General features: G+C 55.4%; 21 protein-coding genes. 3 read left to right on the forward strand and 18 right to left on the reverse strand.

The features are described 5' to 3' along the window. Positions 1-243 precede the first annotated feature (243 nt). A complete protein-coding gene (gene yodD, locus JTI98_RS13195; protein ID WP_042318260.1) occupies positions 244-471 on the reverse strand; it encodes a YodD family peroxide/acid resistance protein in 228 nt (75 codons plus the stop codon). Between the two features lie 129 nt (positions 472-600). Here yodD and dsrB point away from each other — a divergent pair, with 129 nt between their 5' ends. Then, positions 601-789 carry a protein DsrB gene (dsrB, locus tag JTI98_RS13200; protein ID WP_042318262.1) on the forward strand — a complete coding sequence of 63 codons (189 nt, stop codon included), beginning with the start codon at positions 601-603 and terminating at the stop codon, positions 787-789. 55 nt (positions 790-844) lie between these two features. Here dsrB and rcsA read toward each other — a convergent pair whose 3' ends face one another. The 14 genes from rcsA to fliF form a co-directional block, all read right to left on the reverse strand. Next, entirely contained in the window at positions 845-1,468 is a 624-nt protein-coding gene (gene rcsA, locus JTI98_RS13205) for a transcriptional regulator RcsA (protein ID WP_043000281.1), read from the reverse strand. 279 nt (positions 1,469-1,747) lie between these two features. After that, positions 1,748-2,542 carry a flagellar biosynthetic protein FliR gene (gene fliR, locus JTI98_RS13210; protein WP_044327623.1) on the reverse strand — a complete coding sequence of 265 codons (795 nt, stop codon included), beginning with the start codon at positions 2,540-2,542 and terminating at the stop codon, positions 1,748-1,750. A gap of 8 nt (positions 2,543-2,550) precedes the next feature. After that, positions 2,551-2,820: a flagellar biosynthesis protein FliQ gene (gene fliQ, locus JTI98_RS13215; RefSeq protein WP_044257593.1), complete on the reverse strand. Its 270-nt coding sequence runs from the start codon at positions 2,818-2,820 to the stop codon at positions 2,551-2,553. A gap of 9 nt (positions 2,821-2,829) precedes the next feature. Beyond that, a complete protein-coding gene (gene fliP / locus JTI98_RS13220) occupies positions 2,830-3,567 on the reverse strand; it encodes a flagellar type III secretion system pore protein FliP (protein ID WP_043000284.1) in 738 nt (245 codons plus the stop codon). Next, positions 3,567-3,944, reverse strand: coding sequence for a flagellar biosynthetic protein FliO (gene fliO / locus JTI98_RS13225; protein ID WP_080343230.1), 378 nt, complete (start codon positions 3,942-3,944; stop codon positions 3,567-3,569). The genes fliP and fliO overlap by 1 nt, the downstream gene beginning before the upstream one ends. After that, a complete protein-coding gene (gene fliN, locus JTI98_RS13230; RefSeq protein ID WP_042318274.1) occupies positions 3,944-4,357 on the reverse strand; it encodes a flagellar motor switch protein FliN in 414 nt (137 codons plus the stop codon). Before fliN ends, fliO begins: the two co-directional genes overlap by 1 nt. Further along, positions 4,354-5,358, reverse strand: a complete 1,005-nt coding sequence (gene fliM / locus JTI98_RS13235) for a flagellar motor switch protein FliM (protein ID WP_042318275.1) — start codon at positions 5,356-5,358, stop codon at positions 4,354-4,356. Before fliM ends, fliN begins: the two co-directional genes overlap by 4 nt. A gap of 4 nt (positions 5,359-5,362) precedes the next feature. After that, the gene (gene fliL / locus JTI98_RS13240) at positions 5,363-5,827 is read right to left on the reverse strand and encodes a flagellar basal body-associated protein FliL (RefSeq protein ID WP_043000286.1); all 465 of its coding nucleotides are present in this window, start codon (positions 5,825-5,827) and stop codon (positions 5,363-5,365) included. 104 nt (positions 5,828-5,931) lie between these two features. Beyond that, a complete protein-coding gene (gene fliK, locus JTI98_RS13245) occupies positions 5,932-7,143 on the reverse strand; it encodes a flagellar hook length control protein FliK (protein WP_216081355.1) in 1,212 nt (403 codons plus the stop codon). Further along, entirely contained in the window at positions 7,140-7,583 is a 444-nt protein-coding gene (fliJ, locus tag JTI98_RS13250; RefSeq protein WP_043001895.1) for a flagellar export protein FliJ, read from the reverse strand. The genes fliK and fliJ overlap by 4 nt, the downstream gene beginning before the upstream one ends. Before the next feature lie 21 nt (positions 7,584-7,604). Further along, positions 7,605-8,975: a flagellar protein export ATPase FliI gene (fliI, locus tag JTI98_RS13255; protein ID WP_043000288.1), complete on the reverse strand. Its 1,371-nt coding sequence runs from the start codon at positions 8,973-8,975 to the stop codon at positions 7,605-7,607. After that, entirely contained in the window at positions 8,975-9,679 is a 705-nt protein-coding gene (fliH, locus tag JTI98_RS13260; RefSeq protein WP_043000289.1) for a flagellar assembly protein FliH, read from the reverse strand. The genes fliI and fliH overlap by 1 nt, the downstream gene beginning before the upstream one ends. After that, entirely contained in the window at positions 9,672-10,670 is a 999-nt protein-coding gene (fliG, locus tag JTI98_RS13265; RefSeq protein WP_216081356.1) for a flagellar motor switch protein FliG, read from the reverse strand. The genes fliH and fliG overlap by 8 nt, the downstream gene beginning before the upstream one ends. After that, positions 10,663-12,357 carry a flagellar basal-body MS-ring/collar protein FliF gene (gene fliF / locus JTI98_RS13270; RefSeq protein ID WP_043000290.1) on the reverse strand — a complete coding sequence of 565 codons (1,695 nt, stop codon included), beginning with the start codon at positions 12,355-12,357 and terminating at the stop codon, positions 10,663-10,665. Before fliF ends, fliG begins: the two co-directional genes overlap by 8 nt. A gap of 216 nt (positions 12,358-12,573) precedes the next feature. Here fliF and fliE point away from each other — a divergent pair, with 216 nt between their 5' ends. Continuing rightward, positions 12,574-12,888: a flagellar hook-basal body complex protein FliE gene (gene fliE, locus JTI98_RS13275; protein ID WP_043000291.1), complete on the forward strand. Its 315-nt coding sequence runs from the start codon at positions 12,574-12,576 to the stop codon at positions 12,886-12,888. An 85-nt stretch (positions 12,889-12,973) separates the two neighbouring features. Here fliE and yedF read toward each other — a convergent pair whose 3' ends face one another. Then, positions 12,974-13,207, reverse strand: a complete 234-nt coding sequence (yedF, locus tag JTI98_RS13280) for a sulfurtransferase-like selenium metabolism protein YedF (RefSeq protein ID WP_216081357.1) — start codon at positions 13,205-13,207, stop codon at positions 12,974-12,976. Continuing rightward, positions 13,204-14,409 carry a selenium metabolism membrane protein YedE/FdhT gene (yedE, locus tag JTI98_RS13285; protein WP_043000293.1) on the reverse strand — a complete coding sequence of 402 codons (1,206 nt, stop codon included), beginning with the start codon at positions 14,407-14,409 and terminating at the stop codon, positions 13,204-13,206. Before yedE ends, yedF begins: the two co-directional genes overlap by 4 nt. 185 nt (positions 14,410-14,594) lie before the next feature. Between yedE and yedD the strand changes: the two genes are divergently transcribed. Continuing rightward, entirely contained in the window at positions 14,595-15,008 is a 414-nt protein-coding gene (gene yedD / locus JTI98_RS13290; protein WP_043000294.1) for a lipoprotein YedD, read from the forward strand. Positions 15,009-15,047: 39 nt separating this feature from the next. Here the strand turns inward: yedD and amyA are convergent, their stop codons facing one another. Continuing rightward, complete coding sequence (gene amyA, locus JTI98_RS13295) at positions 15,048-16,535, reverse strand: alpha-amylase (protein WP_192502549.1); 1,488 nt, start codon at positions 16,533-16,535, stop codon at positions 15,048-15,050. Between the last annotated feature and the right edge of the window lie 117 nt (positions 16,536-16,652).

The following is a 16,652-nucleotide window of genomic DNA, read 5'->3' on the forward strand; positions in this document are numbered from 1 at the left end:
ACAGGGTGTTTGGCCTGAAGGGGGAATGGGATCGATCCCGTCATCAGGCGCGCTGGCAGCCGGTCCGCCCCAACCATTAGAAGGATTAATCATTTGTCTGAAAAATATTTGCTTGTCATGCAAAAAAATTGCGGATAAGGTTTAGCGTACATCAGATTTCCTGGTGTAACGAATTTTCAAGTGCTTCTTGCATAAGCAAGTTTCATCCCGACCCGTCAGGGTCGGGATTTTTTTCGCTGCAGCTCATCGATTAATTTCTGTCACGCTAAAATCATGGATGTCGAGCTCAAACGCCTCGGCCAATTCATGCCATGTATGATACTCACGGCCATCCACACTGACTCTGTCCGGGTCGTTTCCGCTACGATGGATCTCACTCTCGCTGATTTCATTAATCGCCGCCAGCAACGCGTCAACATCGACGCTGACTTCACGTTTTGCGGTATCGCTGTACTCTTTCGCGGTCTTCATTTCAACCTCGTCATTCACCGTGCCACAGACTAAGTATAGACCGTTGAGAAAACCCGCAATCGAACTGCTCAGACGCTGTCAGGCAGCGGTTTTTGTTCTACACTGGCACAAAGCCACAGGAGGATAATGATGAAGGTGAATGATCGGGTCACAGTCAAAACGGACGGCGGTTCTCGTCGTCCTGGCGTGGTACTGGCAGTGGAAGAGTTTAGTGAAGGCACAATGTACCTGGTTTCGCTGGAAGACTACCCGCTCGGCATCTGGTTCTTTAATGAGTCAGGGCATCAGGATGGTATCTTTGTGGAGAAGGCAGAGTAGGATTGCGACAGCCGATGTAAACCCGGCTGGTGGGACATCCACCAGTCGGGACGTCTCATCGCATGTTAACAAAGATACCGTTGGTCACGTTATCGGTTAGTCTGACGACATGATAGATAACCTGTTTGTTATGCGTCTTTATCTTTCGTTTTATATTCCCCTTATGGGATGACACCGTTTTTGCCTTGATATTCATTTGATCCGAAATTTGAATTGTTCCCTGGCCTTCCATCCACATGCGCAGCATGCTGGACTCAGTACGACTTAATGATAACGTCGGTAAATTTATTACACTGGCGGAATCCGTCTCTTTTTTCAGAATATCGCCAAGGAGATCGTCCAGGGATTCTGGCTTTATTGACTTTGAACTGATCAATAAGTTTTTTCTGACTAACAGATATTCATCAAAATGCACATTGGCAATTGCCATAAAAACAATAAATAACGTATTGGGATGCTGATTAATGATTTGCTTTATATGCTGACTGTTGGCTGGGTCATGGATAAAACAGTCTTCATTAATAAACACCACAGAAGGTTGGTGTGTATCACAAGCGATGTCGAGTTCGTCAACGGTCTCGATGTCGTTGATTTCCCTTTTTTTCACCCCTCTGCTTACCAGATACCCGGTCAAACCTAGCCGGGTGTAACTGCATAGATCCATAATAATCGTTGACATGGCTTACCCTCACTCAATGCGTAACGATAATTCCCCTTACCCGAATATCTCACACAACTTAACGGAACCGAATGCTTCACCTAATGAGACGCGTTTGCGGTTTTCAGGCGGACTTACTATCCCGTAAAGTTACGTATAATTTGCCTGGAATTGTCTTAAAGTAAAGTAAATGTTGCGTTATGTGAGTGAGATAAAAACAAATAAAGCGCGTGAGAGTTATCCTGGTAGATGTTTTTACTGAATGACTTTAGGATAATCCTTAGAATAACAAGATAAACATTATGGACTATTATTAACGGGCAATTCACTAACAATATCAGCTAATAAATTGAAAATTTCGCTAAATAGGTGTTCACAAAACGGCGCAATCAACGGCATTAATGCCGCGATTAACGCGATGCCCACGGTCAGGGTAAGCGGAAAACCAATCACAAATACGGATAATTGCGGCGCCATACGATTTAGTAATCCCAGTGCCAGGTTCAGCGTTAGCAGCATGGTGATGACCGGCAGCGCCAGCATCAACCCGTTGAGGAAGATCAGGCTGCCCGCTCTGGCCAGCGCCAGAAACGCGTTGCTGTTCACCGGATTACCGCCAATGGGCAGGGTGTGGAACGTGTCGACCAGCAGCGAAATCAGCCACAGATGACCGTCAAAGGTCAGGAACAGCAGCATCGCCAGCATATCGATGATTCTGGCAAGCACCGGCATATTCAGATGGCTTGCCGGATCGACAAAGGTGGCAAAGGAAAGCCCCATCTGTAGACCGATAATCTCACCCGCCGTACGCACCGCCGCAAAGGCAAACTGCATGGTAAAGCCGAGCGCGATGCCGATCAGAATTTGCTGCATCGCCAGCCATAACGCATTAAACGAAAAAATTGGCACGTCGTTAGGCGGCAACGAAGGGGCAATGACGAGGGTAATAACGATCCCCAGCCCCAGCTTTACCCGTTTGGGGACGGCACGTTCACTGAGGATCGGAGCGGTAGTAATTAGCGCCAGTACGCGCAGCAGCGGCCAGAAATAGAGGCTCAGCCACTGCAGCCATTGATCGCTGGTTACCTGCAACATCCGTCGTCTTACCCGATGATGTATGGCAGGTTGGTGAACAGCGTGCGCACGTAATCCAGCAGCAAATTCAGCATCCACGGACCGGCCACGATAATCGCCGTAAACACCGCCACGATTTTCGGGATAAACGACAGTGTCATTTCGTTAATCTGCGTGGCGGCCTGTAAAATACTGATGATAAGCCCCGTCACCAGTGCGACCAGCAGCAGGGGGGCGGCAAGCGCGAGGGCAACTTTCATGGCCTCAGTGCCAATCATCATGACCGATTCGGGTGTCATTTTTCGCCTCTAACTGTAGAAACTTTGTGCAAGCGAACCCACCAGCAGTTGCCAGCCATCAACCAGCACGAACAACATCAGTTTGAACGGGAGGGCAATGGTTGCCGGGGGAACCATCATCATCCCCAGCGCCATCAGCACGCTGGCGATCACCAGGTCGATAATCAGGAAAGGGATGAAAATCGTAAAGCCAATCTGGAACGCGGTTTTCAGCTCGCTGGTCACATAGGCGGGAAGCAAAATGCGCATCGGTACCGCTTCTGGCCCCTGAAGCGGACCGCTGTTTGCCAGACGGGCGAACAGGGCCAGATCGGCTTCGCGGGTCTGGCGCAGCATAAATTCACGTAGCGGCTGTGCGCCTTTGTCCAGCGCTTCCTGCATCGAGATTTTCTCTTCGCTGAACGGTTGATAGGCCTCAACATAAATCTTGTCGATGACCGGCGACATGATGAAAAAGGTCAGGAAAAGCGCCAGTCCCAGCAGCACCTGGTTTGGCGGTGCGGACGGTGTACCGAGCGCATTACGCAGCAGACCGAAGACGATGATGATGCGGGTGAAGCTGGTCATCATCAGCAAAATAGCCGGAATAAAGGTCAGCGAGGTGATGAAGACCAGCGTCTGTACGGGGAGCGACCAGCTTTGACCGCCGCCGGGCAGCGGTTGGCTCACCAGACCAGGAAGTTGCGCCAGCGCGGCGGGGCTGATAAGCCATAGACCGGTTAGCGTAAGGGATAACAAACGGCGCATCAGGATCTCCCGGAACGCTTAAGCAAACTCTTCATCATGGCCTGAAAATCGGCAGGAGCAGACGGCGTCTCTTCTGGCACGACAGGGGCTGGGGGGAGGGTATGCAGCACATTGATGGTTGACGCCGTGACGCCAAGCACCAGCCGTGCATCCTCAACATCCACAATCACCACCCGCTCGCGCGGACCCAATGAGGTACTGGCGGAGACTTTCAGGCCGCGCGTACTGCCGCCTTTCGGCGCAAAACCCAGGCGCTTGATTACCCAGGCGGCTACCAGGATCAACAGGATAATCCCCAACAGCGCGCCGCTTACCTGCATCAAAGGCGAGCCCGGTACGGCAGAAGGCTGTTGAACGGTGGCCTGGGTTTTCATGATTAACGACTCAGACGACGCATACGCTCGGATGGGGTGATGATGTCGGTAATGCGTACACCGTATTTATCGGCCACGACCACTACTTCACCCTGGGCGATCAGATAGCCGTTGATCAGGATATCCAGCGGTTCACCCGCCAGGCCGTCCAGCGCCACCACGGAACCCTGCGTCAGGCGCAGCAACTCCTTAATGGTCATCCGCGTGCGGCCCAATTCAACGGTCAGTTTGACCGGAATATCCATGATCAGGTCGATATCCTGCAGCGTGCCGCTGACATCGCCACCGCCAAGCTGCTGGAAAACGGCGTCGGCCGCACTTTTGCTGGTCGTGGTTTTTTGCTCGTTCAACGCGTCAGCCCACAGATCGTCCAATGCGCCAGTGTTCTCATCAGACGGATTATTCATGTCACTCATTTGGGCTGTTCCTCATTCAGCGAATTCAAAATCGGGTTAATCAAATGTTCCACGCGTAACGCATACTGGCCGTTAACCGTGCCGTATTGGCTGGTCAGTACAGGTACACCGTCCACATGAGCAATAATGCGGTCTGGTTTTTCTATCGGCAGCACATCGCCGGGTTGCAGTTTTAATATCTGAGAAAGGCGCAGCGGAATATCGGCAAAATTCGCCACCAGCTCAAGCTCGGAGTGTTGAACCTGACGCACCAGATTGTCGCGCCAGTTCTGATCTTCATTGCGGGAGTTTTCCAGCGGCGGGTTCACCAGCAGTTCGCGCAGCGGTTCAATCATGCTGAACGGCAAACAGATGTTGAACTCACCGGTCAGGTTGCCAATCTCGACATGGAAAGGGGTATTGACCACGATATCGTTCGGTGACGTGGTGATGTTGGTAAACTTCACCTGCATTTCAGAACGCACGTATTCCACTTCCAGCGGATTGATCGCCTTCCAGGCGTCGCTATAACCTTCCAGCGCCAGTTTCAGCATGCGGTTGATGACGCGCTGTTCGGTGTGGGTAAACTCGCGGCCTTCCACTTTCGTCGGGAAGCGGCCATCACCGCCAAACAGGTTGTCGACGGCGATAAACACCAGGCTCGGCGAGAACACTACCAGACCCGTACCGCGCAGCGGCTTCAGGTGGATCAGGTTCAGGTTGGTCGGTACCGGCAGGTTACGAGCAAACTCGTGATACGGCTGAATGCGGATCGCGCCGACGGTGATATCCGGACTACGACGCAACAGGTTAAACAACCCCATCCGGAACTGACGGGCAAAACGTTCGTTGATGATCTCCAGCGCCTGCAGACGCTCGCGCACTACGCGACGCTGGGTATTGGGATCGTACGGGCGAATTTCGCTTTCGCCCGCGATACCCGGAGTCGGCTCGTCTTTCGTGTCGCTGTCGCCATTCAACAGCGCATCGATTTCAGCCTGAGAAAGAATACTGTCGCCCATGTCTTTACCGCAGAATGAAAGCTGTATACAGCACGTCGGTGACGTCCTGTTTAGGTTGTCCGGCAACGAGCGGAGGAGAAAGCGTCTCTTTAATCGCCGCGATCAATTTTTGCTTACCTTCTTCGGTAGACAGTGCATTGGCGTCCTGACGAGAGAACAGCAACAGCAGACGGCTACGGACTTCTGGCAAATATTCGTTCAGGCGCGTGCGCGTGGCTTCATCCTTCAGACGCAGCGTCACGCCGATATACAGAACGCGATCCGCATCGCCCAGATTGACGGTAAACGTATCCAGGGCGAAGAACACCGGTGCAGGCGGCGGCGGTGGTTCATTGGCCGCCGGAGTGGGATGCTGCTGCATACGCCAGTAGCTATAGCCTGCGGTGGCGCAGGCGGCAAGGGTAATGATTACCAGCAGCGGGATCCAAATTGAGCGTTTGCTCTTTTTGCTAATCGCGGAATCAGTCATCTGATACGGGCTTCCTGTTTCGGTACAGCTTATCGGCTGATTATCCCGTGTCCTGACCACGACAAAGCGTGGAAAAGACGCGGATAATCGTGCTACCTCTGGCGTTAGGCGAAGATATCGACGGCGCCATTACCGCGTGCGGCGGACTGGAGCGAAGCGGGAACCGCCAGCTCGCTCTCGTCATCAACCATGAGCCGATCCTGTCCCTGCGTGCGAGCCGTCTGCTGCTGTTGGGATGAGGCGTGCTGCTGGTCGGCGAAACTCTCGCTGCTAATGCTGCTTTGTCCCAGTTGAATGCCACTTTCCGCCAGTTGCGTGCGCAGCGTCGGCAGGGCGGCTTCCAGCGCCGCGCGAACGTGACTATGGGCTGAGACCATCTGCAATTGTGCCTGATTATCATCAAGTTTAAGCGAGATTTGTACCTGACCCAGATCTTCCGGATGCAGACGCAGTTCCGCGCTCTGCTGACCCTGACGGGTAAACAGCGTGATGTGTTGACTCAGGGATTGCTGCCACTCATGGCTACCCAACGGTGCGCTCAGAACCGGGGCGGCGCTGGTGGGCAGCGGCTGCGAGGCGGAATGCGTGGTTGCGGTCATTGCGATGCCTGGCGTCACGGGGGAAGGTGTACTGTCGATCTCCGCGTTGACGGCAGCGGCAGCCACCACAGGCGTAGTGACCGGCTGACCTTTAGCGCTTTCCGCAGCGATCACCGGCGTGGCATTGTCCGTTTTGCTTTTTTTCGCATCGTCACGGGTCAACGGACTGGTCGCGGCCTGCGCGAATGAACGGGGATCGGTGCTCAACGTGGTGCTCAGCACACGCCCTTTTTCACCGGTAGTTACCGGTGGTGTCGTCATTCCCGGTTGACCCGGCAGCATGGCGAAAAGGGCGCTGAGGTTGGCGAGATCGCCATCGCTAAGAGCTGTGGCACCTTCATCTTTCTGCGCGGACTGGCGCAGGGCCGCGAGCGCACTGCTCTTTTGTGTGGGTGTCAGGGCGGACAGCAGGGCCTGCGCATCGCTCAGTCCTTTTTGCAACTCTTCAGACTGTCCTTCTTTGGCCGCTAACAGGTCGGCCAGTTTCACGGTCTGCGAAGCGTCACCGTCCTGTGGCAGCAGGCCTTTTTGCAGTTTGCCGCTGGCGGCCTGTAAATCGGCTAACGTCAGCGGCGCGTCTTTACTCTGTGCGTCGCCTGCGCCTAATGCGCCTGCCAGCAGGGTCAGAAAATCCTGGGCGGAATCCGTCGCCTTACCGGACGACAAGCCGGTAATAAGGTCAGTGTCCGTGGTGACCCGTTGGGGTAAAGTGATCATTCTGGTTTCCTCATTGCTGCACGCTGCGCAAATTCATCCATTTTTTTCTGATCCAGGCGGTTTTCAGCCAGTAAGGCCGCCGCGTTCTGTCTGTCTTGTAAGGTTTGCCAGGCCTGAAGCCGTTGTTTTTTTTCACGCCAGCTGTTCAGCGCCATATCTACTTTTTGCGTCCACTGCGTTAACTGCTGGCGGTGTTGTTCCACCGCTTTTTCCAGGGTCTGAATAAATTGCTGGTAGTTAATCCAGCGATTACTGGCAATCCCCTGACTCATATCGTTGTTGAGGTTGCTGCGATATTCATTCTGGTAGTCAAGCAGCATCGTGAGCTGTTCTTCCGCCTGCTGAAAACCGCGGCGCATTTCACCTAACAGCAGCGCCGCGTCATCCACCTCTTTTTCGGCGAGATCTTTGAGTGTTGCCAGTGCACCATGTTCAGCCATGACCATTACCCTCTTGCTTCATCACACCGTCGGGAAAATCAGATCGAGCGCCGACAGAGAATCCTCCCAGTCAGCGCGTTCGAAAATACCTTGCTGCAAAAACGCCTCCAGTTGTGGCCACAGCGCGATGGCTTTATCGAGCATCGGATCGCTGCCTTTGGCATAGGCGCCGACGCTGACGAGATCGCGGTTGCGCTGGAAGCTCGACAGCAACTGCTTGAAGTGACGCACTTTGGCGTAGTGTTGTTCCGTTATCAGTGCCGTCATCGCACGGCTGATCGACGCTTCAATGTCGATAGCGGGGTAGTGTCCGGCCTCCGCCAGACGTCGCGACAGCACAATGTGACCATCAAGGATGGCTCGCGCCGAGTCGGCAATCGGGTCCTGCTGATCGTCGCCTTCGGTCAGTACCGTATAAAAGGCGGTGATGGAACCGCCGCCGTGGATCCCGTTACCTGCGCGTTCAACCAGCGCCGGAAGTTTGGCGAAGACCGACGGCGGATAGCCTTTGGTGGCCGGTGGTTCACCGATCGCCAGCGCGATTTCACGCTGGGCCATGGCATAACGGGTCAGGGAATCCATGATCAGCAGCACGTGCTGACCGCGATCGCGGAAATCCTCGGCGATACGGGTGGCATAAGCGGCACCCTGCATGCGCAGTAAGGGCGACACGTCCGCCGGCGCGGCGATCACGACCGAACGCGCGCGTCCGTCGGCACCGAGAATGTTTTCGATGAAATCCTTCACTTCGCGGCCACGTTCGCCAATCAGTCCAACGACGATGACGTCGGCGCGGGTATAGCGCGCCATCATGCCAAGCAGCACGCTTTTCCCGACGCCGGAACCGGCGAACAGCCCCATACGCTGGCCGCGACCGACGGTTAACAGGGCGTTGATCGGGCGCACGCCGGTATCCAGCACATGCTCAATCGGCGTACGCTGCAACGGGTTAAACGGCTGGGTAATCAGCGCTCCGGTTTCCGTGGTGTCGGGGGAGGGAAGGCCGTCAAGCGGTTTGCCGCTGCCGTCGAGCACGCGACCTAACAGCGCCGGACCCAGCGGCAACTGTTTACCGCTTTGCAACCCTTCACCGGCGATGTTTTTGGCGTAGACACGCGCGCCGGGCAGAATGCCTTCGACCTCTTCGAGCGGCATCAGAAACAGACGCTGACCGTTAAAGCCCACCACTTCACTTTCCACTTCGCGGGTTTCCGTTCCGTCCTGGCGTTCAATCACGCAGGTCGCGCCGAGCGGCAACTGCAATCCGGTGGCCTCCAGAACCAGGCCGGTGGCGCGGGTCAGTCGTCCGTAACGACGAACGGCCGGAAGCTGCGCCATTTTGGCTTCGAAATTATCCAGCGTCGTCAACCAGCGAGTCAGGCGTGAGGTCATCAGATCACTCCCGGCGCGGCCAGACGACACAGTTCTTGCCAGCGGGTCGCCACGCTGGCGTCGAGATCGCCTTCATCCGCAGAAACTTTGCAGCCGCCATGGTGCAGGGTCGGATCACCACGCAAACGCCAGCCGTGCAGGCTGAGGGTGGCACCGAGCATCTCTTCAACGCGCTGTAAATCATCCGGATGGACGCGCAGCTGCGGTTTGCCGCTGAACAGGGGCTCCTGTTGTAAGAGCTGTTGGATCTGCTTGATTAAGGCGGAATTATCCACCGCGGGCGTCTGACCAATGACCTGACGCGCGGCTTCCAGCGCCATCTGCATCAGACGCGAAGCGATCACGCTGTCCAGCGCGTCCAGCGTGTGCTGGAATTCGCTGACCAGTTGTTGCATCCGCGCATGAAGCGGGGCCTGCTGGGTGCGCGCCTGCACCTGGCCCTGTTCAAGCCCTTGTGCCAACCCTTCCTGATAGCCTTGTTCATGACCGGACTTCCGTCCTTCCGCCAGTCCCGCGTTGTAACCTTGCTCGTGGGCCTGAATTTTCAGCTGGGCTAACTGTTGCTCAAGCTGTTGTTCCGCACTGATCTCGGGTTCGTCCTCTTCAGACACGGGGTCATCGTCGTGCTCCATGGGCACAAATTCAGCCAGCGGCGGCGCGAGATCGTCCGGGGTCCAGATTTTCCACGGCAGCTCGTTAGACATAAGTATCCTCGCCGCTGCCAATCATCATCTCGCCGGTCTCGGCCAGACGACGCACAATCAACAGAATGGCCTTCTGCTCGTTTTCCACTTGCGACAAACGCACCGGGCCACGGTTGGCGAGGTCGTCTCGCAGGATATCTGCCGCACGTTGCGACATATTGCGCAGGAACTTCTCGCGCAGCGGCTGTTCCGCGCCTTTCAGGGCGATCAGCAGCGACTCGGAATCCACTTCCTGTAGTAAACGCTGGATGCTGCGGTCGTCCACATCGACCAGGTTTTCGAACAGGAACATCTCGTCGATAATTTTTTGTGCCAGCTCGCCGTCGAATTCGCGCACAGCGGTAATAACCGCTTCTTCTTGCTGCGTTTTCATCAGGTTGATAATTTCTGCCGCCGTTCTCACGCCGCCCATTTTGCTGCGCTTGAGGTTCTGACCGTCGAGCAGGCCGTTGAGCACTTCGGTCAGTTCCGCCAGCGCGGCAGGCTGTACGCCGCCGAAGGTGGCGATACGCAGCATGACATCGTGACGCAGACGTTCGTCGAACAGCGCCAGGATATCCGCCGCCTGACCGCGTTTGAGGTGCACAAGGATGGTGGCGATAATCTGCGGGTGTTCGTCGCGGATAAGGTCGGCGGCGCTTTGCGGCTCCATAAAGTTGAGCGTTTCAATGCCGCTGGCGGTATCACGGGTTTCAAGAATATCTTCCAGCAGGCTGGAGGCTCGCTCTTCGCCCAGCGCCTTCACCAGTACCGAACGCAGATATTCGTTGGCATTGATGTTCAGGGCGGCGAACTGCTCGGCTTCCTGCTCAAACTCCGCCAGCACGTCGGTCAGCTGTTTGTTGGAGATCTGGCGGACGTTCGCCATGGCGGCGCTCAGGGTCTGCACTTCGCGCTGGGAGAGGTGTTTGAACACTTCCGCCGCGCGATCTTCGCCAATGGTCATCAACAGGATGACGCTTTTATCGGTACCGGAAAGAGCTTTACTCATGATCGTTATTCATCCACTGGCGAATGACCAGCGCCACGACGCGCGGATCGTTATCTGACATTTCGCGAATGCGCTGGCTCATCACTTCGGCGCCCAGGCGCTGATTTGCCCGACGCTGCTGAGTCTGCTCATCTTTACTGAGGCGAACCTCAACGGCTTCTTCGGTCTCCTGACGGAGTTGCTCGCGTTCCTGCGCGGCTTTCGCCTCTTCAGCGCGACGGGTCAACTGCGGACGAATCGCTTTGCGCCACAGGATCCATGCCACCAACAGCACCAGCAACCAACGTCCGGCCGAGATCAACTGTTCGATAAACAACGGCTGTTTCCAGAACGGCAGTTCGCCAGCGTTGTCATCGGTAGCGCTGAACGGTGAGTTGACCACGTTCAGAGTATCGCCGCGCTTGTCCGAGAAGCCCATCGCTTCACGGGTCAAATCTTCAATCTGCTTCATCTGATCGGCAGTGAGCGGCAGCGGTTTGCCATCCGGCAACGTTTTGTAGTTCACGACCACGGCGACGGAGAGTCGCTGTATATCGCCAACGTTCATTTTTGTGTGGCGAATGGTGCGGTCAACTTCATAGTTGCTGGTTTCGTTGCGTTGGGTATTACGTGGACCAGCACTGGCGCTGGTGGCCGTCTGCTGCTGCGCGTTCTGTCCATTTTGTGCATTCTGCGCATTTTGCTGATTCGCGGGCGGCGTGGTGATCGGCGCCGTATTGGCTGGGGCAGGCTGGTTGGACAGCGCACCCGGTACGCCACCGGGCAGACCGGAGCCAATTTGCTCGCTTTCATTCAGTTGACGCGAACGCAGTACGGCCTGAGAGGCATCGCCGTTTGGCCGATACTGTTCTTCTGTCTGTTCTTTATTGGCGAAATCCAGCTGCGCGGTGACCTGCGCGTGGACATTTCCGTTACCGACAATCGGTGACAGGATCGATTCGATACGGCGCTGGACACGGCCTTCGACGTCGCTGGCGTATTTCAGCTGTGCGTCGTTCAGATCGCGACTGCTGGTATTAGACTGCGTGAGCAGATGACCGGCCTGATCGACCAGCGTTACATTGCCCGGCGGCAGACCGGCTACCGCGCTGGAAACCAGATGGACGACCGCAGTGATTTGACCTTCATCCAGCGCACGTCCCGGTTCCAGATTGACGGTCACCGAGGCTGAAGGGGATTTCTGTTCACGCACGAACAGAGACGGCTTGGGCATTGCCAGATGTACGCGGGCGCGCTTAACCGGGCCAAGGGTTTCGATGGTGCGTGCCAGTTCGCCTTCCAGCGCACGCTGGTAGTTAACCTGCTCGCTAAACTGGCTGATGCCGAACTTTTCCTGATCCAACAGCTCAAAGCCCACCGCCCCCCCTTTCGGCAGTCCTTGTTGGGCAAGACGCAGGCGCAATTCATGGACTTTGTCGGCGGGAACTTCAATCGCGCCACTGCCTTCCGAGAAGCGGTACGGGATGTTCATCTGGGTCAACTGGGTGACGATCGCGCCGCCATCCTGATCGGATAAATTGCTGAATAACGTACGATAATCAGGCGCTTTAGCCCACAACACCATCGCCACAATAATGGCGACAGCCGCAGAGCCTGCCACAATCAGAGGAATTTTGGGATTCGCACGCAGGCGATTAAGCCACTCGAGAGGTTTAGATTGGGTTGCAGCCGATGCAGTCGCGTTCATCTCGCACCTCGTGACTGCTCGTGGACGGCTTTATTTGCAAAGTGGAACAAGACTCACTCCCGGGTCAGCAAAATCGAAAAATTGACGGTCTCATTATTTGCGGTTTCGTTTTTTTCTATGCGGCAAAAACCGGGGTTTTTTATCGTTATTTAGCGCCTTTATCTTATTGACAAACTGGTAATCTCTGCTGCGTAGAAAACCATCCAGAGGATTATCATGTCAGCGATTCAGGGGATTGAAGGGGTTATCAGCCAGCTCCAGGCGACGGCGATGAGCGCCAGGGCGCAGGAGACACTGCCGCAACCGACCGTGAGTTTTGCCGGTCAATTACACGCGGCGCTGGACCGCATCAGCGATACGCAAACTGCTGCCCGCGTACAGGCGGAAAAATTCACGTTGGGTGAGCCGGGGATTGCGCTCAACGATGTGATGACCGATATGCAAAAAGCCTCAGTTTCCATGCAGATGGGAATTCAGGTGCGCAACAAACTGGTATCGGCCTATCAGGAAGTGATGTCCATGCAGGTKTAGGTTTGAGTGCCGGATGGCGTTGGCGCTTATCCGGCCTGTGATTCCCTGTAGACCGGATAAGGGGCCGTTGCCTTCCGGCAAACAGTTACTTCTGAATCAAATAACGAATTGTCGGCCCATCTTGCTGAATATCGAGCACGGTGTAGCCATGGTTGCGCGCGTCCAGCGGAATGTTATTGATGGACTGCGGACAGTCGCTGAGCACTTCCAGAATTTCCCCTTTCTTCAACTGCGGCATCGCTTCCAGCGTAGCGACAGCAGGGTAAGGGCAGGGCTCGCCGACCATATCAAGGCGATAATCAGGAACAATGTTTTTCATGCGGATTCCTTAGCAGGGGTCAGCCCGGCACGACGGAAGAAATGTTTTTCCCAGCCGATGATTAACATCAGGGCGGCAAACAGCAGCAGATAGGTCACCAGCAGGCCGCCGAGCGGACCGAAGGTGTTGAGCAGATTAATTTTATCCCAGTTGGTGGCCAGCGCAGGGGCGAAGTCATCCCAGTAGTAGGCCAGAATCGTTGAGCCGATGACGTTACCGAGACCCACCCACCAGTAGTGTACCTGGCCTTCCACCGCGCGGTACATCCAGCCGGTTTCACATCCGCCCGCCAGCACGATACCAAAACCAAACAACAGCCCGCCGATTACTGCATTCGGGCCCGCCCACATGATTTTGGCTTCCACGCCCAGTTGTACGTAGCTGAAAATACCGATTGCGCTGACGCCCATCCCGAAGATGATCGCCTTTGCCATATGGGTGCGTCCGGTGATCCACAGATCCCGGAAGGCGGAGGTGAAGCAGATTTGCGCGCGCTCGATCAGCAGACCAAAACCCACGCCGAACAGCATCGCCAGACCCAGCTTCGGCTGGTTCATGGCGGTCAGCAGCGCCCAGCCAATCATGCCGATAAACACCAGCATGCCGAGGCGGAAACGACGGCGCGCCTGATCCGGTTTCTGCGTCAACGGCGACGCTGCGGAGACTTTCTGCATCTTGACCGGAATGCGGAATATTGGCAGCAGGGTGAATCGCGCGCCAAACCAGGAACCGATGGCGGTTGCCAGGGCAAAGAACCAGGCGTGCAGAGAGAATTGAGGAATACCGGTAAAGAATGCCGCCAGGTTGCAGCCCATCGCCATACGCGCGCCGAACCCGGCGATGATCCCGCCCAGCACCGCCTGCATGATGCGGATGCGACTGCGCGGCATGCGTAGTTTGACGTTGTTGGCCCACAACGCTGCCGCGAAGCAACCGCCGAACATACCGAGGATCATCATCCCGTCGATGCGAGTGAGCGGGGTGCCTTCCAGGTGGATCAGCTTGTAGTAGCCCCATTCTTCCGCATGGACGCCAAACAGTTGCAGGATTTGTCCGCCCCAGCGGGTAAATTCACCCGTGACGGCCCAGAAGGTGCCAGTGATGCCAAAATAATACGTAGAGAGAATACCCGCTGCGATGACCGCAGGGATGGGCGCCCAGAATTTAACTAACCAGGCTTGTTTGAATTGTTGCCATGACATGTGTTTTGCCTCTGAACTCAGAAGGTGTGAAACAAGAAAGCGGATAGTACACCACGGCGGCAATTTTGCCTGGTACTATTAAGCGGTAATCCCAAATGGATCAAAGTTCTGCTGGCACCGCGAAAGGCTGGCGACCGCAGGCCTTTAATGCCACAATCCTCTTTTCTTCGCATGCAGGATGAATGATGAAAAAATGTGCAATCGTTGGGGCGTTACTGATGTTAGCGGGATGCGCCGAGGTGGAAAACTACAATGATGTGGTCAAAACGCCTGCGCCCGCCGGGCTGGAAGGGTACTGGCAGACTAACGGGCCGCAGCGCAAACTGGTGAGCCCGGAAGCTATTGCCAGTCTGGTGGTGACCAAAGAGGGCGATACGCTCGATTGTCGCCAGTGGCAGAGGGTTATTGCGCTGCCGGGTAAGCTAACGATGTTGTCCGGTGACTTAACCAACGTGACGGTCAAACGTGAACTTTATGAGATCGAGCGGGAAGGGAACACCCTGGAATATGACGGGATGACCCTGCAACGCGTGGACCGTCCAACGGTGGAGTGTGCCGCCGCGTTGGAGAAATCCCCGCTGCCAACGCCATTACCGTAATCAATTGTCCCCGACAGTTTTCCCTGTCGGGGCGCTTCATCAGATCACCTCTTCAATGACCCATACGCTGACGCTGCCGCCATTGCAGTAAAACGTGGCTTCGCCATTTTCGTCAGTGATGACGCTCTCCTCGCGGTTTCCCAGATAGTCGCGCCAGGTTTTATTGCCGTAGTTTTCACCCAGCGTAAGCGTTTTTTCACCGTCGTCGCCATTGGATAACACCACCACACATCCGGGATCGTCGTCCGTTCCGCTACGGCTGAAAGCAATGCAGTTGGGGTGATCAAACCAAAGCGTCTGAATGCCGTGGGCGAAACGCTGGCGGGCAAGAATGAGTTCGGCGAGTTGCTCGATGACTGGCATGTCGATGGTATAGGTTTCCCCGTCGCCTCCGGTATCTTCATAGTGCGCGCCATAGAGATCGGGATAGAAAATCGACGGTACGCCATTTTCCCGCAGCAGGATGAGCGCGTAGGCCAGCGGTTTGAACCATGCTTCAACGGGGGCTTCCAGCGCCTGCAACGGCTGGGTGTCATGGTTGGCGACCAGCGTCACGGCGTGAAACGGATCGGCTTCTACCAGCGTGCCGCTGAAGATCTGGCTCATGTCGTAATCACGTCCCTGACGCGACGCTTCATGAAAATTGAGCTGTAACGGGGCGTCGAACAGCATCGTTTTGCCTTCCACCTGGTCGATATAGGTTTGTAGCTTATCCACTTCGTGCGACCAGTATTCGGCAACGATAAACAGCGGCTTCGGCGCGACCTCCTGAACATGCTCGATCCACTCTTTATAGAACCAGGCCGGAATGTGCTTGACCGCATCGAGGCGAAAGCCGTCACACTGCGTTTGTTCCATCACCCAGCGCGCCCAGTATTTAATCTCCTCAGTGACGGCGTGATTACGAAAATCGATATTTTCACCCATCAGGTAATCGAAATTGCCCATTTCATCATCGACCTGCTCGTTCCAGCCCTCGCCGGTATAGTCGTTGACGATTTTAAAAATGCCATCTTCGTCAGGGTTTTCGATGTGGTCGATGCCACTGAAACATTTGAAGTCCCAGATGAACTGCGAGTACTGACCGCCTCGCGCCGGAAAGGTGTAACGCGTCCAGGCTTCGCATTCGATGATCTCATCGGAAATTTGCGTGCGATCGTCTTCGTTGACCCGCTGTACGCGCAGGGGTTCTTTCTCGTCTGCACCCATTTTGTGATTCACCACCACGTCGAGTAGCACCGCGATGTCGTTTTTCTTCAGCGCGTCGATAGCCGTAAGAAGCTGCGCCTTATCACCATATTTGGTGGCAAGGGAGCCTTTTTGGTCAAACTCGCCGAGATCAAACAGATCGTAAGAGTCATAGCCGACGGAATAGCCGCCTGACGCGCCTTTATAGGCGGGCGGCAACCAGACCATGTTGATACCGATATCATTGAGGCTGTCTGCGCGCTCTGTCACCTCTTGCCAGAGTTTGCCACCTTCAGGGTAATACCAGTGGAAGAACTGCAGTAACGTGGGGTTTTTCATCTTCCGAGCTCCAGAAGTCTTGTAGACGACCTCTGGAGTATGGAAGATTTTTGCTAACGTAGCGGGAATTATTGCGGGGCTGTGGGAGCGTCGGGTACCAGCAGCATGCCGGAAAGC

The organism is Citrobacter sp. MGH 55, from assembly GCF_016906145.1.
Classification (GTDB): Bacteria; Pseudomonadota; Gammaproteobacteria; order Enterobacterales; family Enterobacteriaceae; genus Citrobacter_A; species Citrobacter_A amalonaticus.